The organism is Empedobacter sp. UBA7611 (genome assembly GCF_002484365.1).
Taxonomy (GTDB): Bacteria; Bacteroidota; Bacteroidia; order Flavobacteriales; family Weeksellaceae; genus Empedobacter; species Empedobacter falsenii_B.
Genome location: NZ_DLJR01000083.1, coordinates 488 through 3,206, shown reverse-complemented (window position 1 = coordinate 3,206; position 2,719 = coordinate 488). Strand labels below are relative to the sequence as shown.

General features: G+C 29.5%; 4 protein-coding genes and 1 pseudogene. 2 read left to right on the top strand and 3 right to left on the bottom strand.

Annotation, left to right across the window (positions count from 1 at the left end):
• The coding region (locus B3R94_RS13995; protein ID WP_291101590.1) for a hypothetical protein at positions 1-653 on the top strand (653 nt) is incomplete at its 5' end.
• On the opposite strand, the gene B3R94_RS13990 is transcribed toward B3R94_RS13995, so the two are convergent.
• From B3R94_RS13990 to B3R94_RS13980, 3 genes are all read right to left on the bottom strand, one after another.
• A complete protein-coding gene (locus B3R94_RS13990) occupies positions 596-1,429 on the bottom strand; it encodes a sulfurtransferase (protein ID WP_291101587.1) in 834 nt (277 codons plus the stop codon). The genes B3R94_RS13995 and B3R94_RS13990 overlap by 58 nt on opposite strands.
• A gap of 83 nt (positions 1,430-1,512) precedes the next feature.
• Complete coding sequence (locus tag B3R94_RS13985) at positions 1,513-1,971, bottom strand: hypothetical protein (RefSeq protein ID WP_291074469.1); 459 nt, start codon at positions 1,969-1,971, stop codon at positions 1,513-1,515.
• A 2-nt stretch (positions 1,972-1,973) separates the two neighbouring features.
• Positions 1,974-2,288, bottom strand: coding sequence for a hypothetical protein (locus B3R94_RS13980; RefSeq protein ID WP_291101584.1), 315 nt, complete (start codon positions 2,286-2,288; stop codon positions 1,974-1,976).
• A gap of 123 nt (positions 2,289-2,411) precedes the next feature.
• On the opposite strand from B3R94_RS13980, the pseudogene B3R94_RS13975 reads away from it, so the two are divergent.
• Positions 2,412-2,719: pseudogene (locus tag B3R94_RS13975) on the top strand (IS982 family transposase); the annotation flags it as partial.

The following is a 2,719-nucleotide window of genomic DNA, read 5'->3' as shown; positions in this document are numbered from 1 at the left end:
CTTTTGATGTTTTGATGACAAGATTACCTATTGAAACTTTGCATGAAAGATTGGATTATTCACATTTCATTTATCCAGAAAGTAAGACTTTGAAAGATTTTAGAGCAAATAAAAATTTAATTGATTTAGAAAATAATGCGTTAAACAAAGCGCAAAAAATTATTAGTCCACATACAGATATTCAGAAAATGTTTCAAAATAAAATTGTGAAACTTGATTGGAATATTGAACAAAATTTGAATCAAAAAACTGGGAATAAAATTCTTTTTCCTGCTTCTGCAATTGGTAGAAAAGGAGCGTATGAAATGCGAAAATTAGCAAAAGAACTCAATTTAAAATTGGTAATTCTTGGACGAAATCTCGAAATGGATAATTTTTGGAATGATGTCGAAGTTGAAAAATTTAATGGAAATTATGATGAAATTGATTTAATCATTTATCCAACAATTATCGAAAATCAACCACGACAACTTATAAAAGCTGTTTCTTATGGAATTCCAATTATTACAACAACCGCTTGTGGTTTACAAGAAAGTGAAAATGTAAAAGTTGTAAAATTAAATGATTATAATTCGTTGAAAAAAGAAGTCGAAAATTATCTTTTAATCGGTAAGTTTTCGTCAGCGCCCCATTCAGACCAAGAACCATCATAAACTCTTACCTCATCAAAACCGGCAATTGTTGAAGCTAAGGCTAGGATAGAAGCTGTAATTCCAGAACCGCATGAAAAAATATTTTCTTTGGATGAATCTGTCAATTTTTCGAAAATAGATTTTAGTTCTTCTTTTGATTTATATGTTGTACCAGCTAAAACATTCTCAAAAAATAAATTCTTAGAAGTTGGAATATGTCCGCTTCGTAAACCTTGTCTTGGCTCAGGGGAAGTACCCTTGAAACGCCCTTCTGATCGAGCATCTATAATCATTTTCGACTCATCATTTATTGCATTTAACATAACTTGTGTGTCAGCAAACCAATTTGATTGAAAATCAGCGATAAAGTTACCTTTTACAGTAGGTTGAAAATAAGTAGAAGTTGCTTCAAAATTATTTTCTTGCCAAAGAGGCAATCCGCCATCTAAAACATATATCTCATTGTGTCCCATTGCTTTGAACATCCACCAAACTCTCGGGCTCGAATAAACGCCCCAACGATCATAACAAATGATGATAGAATCTTGATTAATACCCAAATGTTGAGCTTCTTTTGTAAAAGTTTCTTCATCAACAAGTGTATGAGGAAATTGCGAAGAATGATCAGAAAATTTTCCTTCCAAATCAAAGAAAAGAGAATTTGGAATTAATTCTAATTCTTGATCTTTTATTGATTGTCCAACTTTATCAATCGTACAATCTAAAATAATTAAATTATTAAGATGCAAATTATCTTGTAATTCTTGTGCTGAAATGATTGGTGAATTGAAAGTCATTTCTAATTATATTTTTATAAAAGTAAAAAAACGCAACCATTAATAGATAACGTTTTCTATATATTTTTCAGTTTGATTTTAAACTATTTTATATTAAATCCGACTTTTACCATCGGTTCAAACATATCCATATCATAAACAAAGTTGGAATTGTTACTTCCTTTTTCGTAGTCCATACTTATAATTTGATAGCCCGCCATTGCGTAAAATAAATTAGAGAATTTATAACCAGCCAATCCTTCCAATTGCCAAGCTAATTTTGATCCAATTTCAAATCCTCCAATTTCTCCAGAAACATTATACAAAAACCTTTTGTTTGGTAAATTTCTTGTTCTTGCAACTAACATTGGATCTACCCAGGTTTTAGAAACATTACGATCTAAATGAATTGGTTTTAAAGAAATTGGATTGATTAGATTTACATCAAATCCAGATTTAATATTTACAAAGTTCATACTAATTCCAGCTTCTAACCAAGGAGTTATTTTTCTCAATAAACCAACTTCGAAAGAGAATTGTTTTGCTGTTAATTTGCCATCCAAAACTAAAGGATTTTTTTAACATTTGCAGCTAAAGAAGCATAAATAATATCAGATGTAGTTACCCAATCTTTATTTTCGGCTTCAAAAGTTAACATTCCGGCAAATTTCAAATGCTCAAAAAAGTCTGATGGAGATTGACTTACATGTACATTCGGAAGTCGAGAAACAATCGCATTTCCTTTCATATGAGGCAACATCATATTTGGCTCTACTTTGAAATGCCAAGAATTATCTGGTTGAATTGAGTCTTGAGCAAATGTTTGAGTACTTGATGCCAATAGAATTAAAAATGTGCTTTTTTGAAAAAAGTTAAACATAATTTTAGTGATGTATAGATTCATTAATTATTAACTCGTTGTGCATTTTGATTTATANNTAAATAATAAAGTTGTTCATTTGATTGAAAATTAGTAAATTGTTTTAACTACAAAACATTTACAATGAACAACTTACTTGTAAATTACGAAAGAATATTGGAAGTTCTACGAAAAACATCAACAGATACACTTTTAATTTACCAACGTAGAAGACCTAAACTTTTTGATTTAGAACTCATAAGTCTTGTTTTAACCGCTGAATTTATGGGTATTGATAGTGAAAATCATTTATTTCGAAATCTTCCTAAAGCGCTAAGTTGTAAAATTGAGCGTAGTATTTATAATCGTAGAAAACGTAGATTATCAGAACAAATTAATAGTATTCGCCTCAAATTAGCGAAAGAATTTAATGAATTTGAAAATTGTTTTAT

Excerpts from the sequence above, each read along its gene's own strand:
- B3R94_RS13990 (WP_291101587.1), bottom strand. The coding sequence starts at position 1,429 with ATGACTTTCAATTCACCAATCATTTCAGCACAAGAATTACAAGATAAT.
- B3R94_RS13980 (WP_291101584.1), bottom strand. The coding sequence starts at position 2,288 with ATGTTTAACTTTTTTCAAAAAAGCACATTTTTAATTCTATTGGCATCA.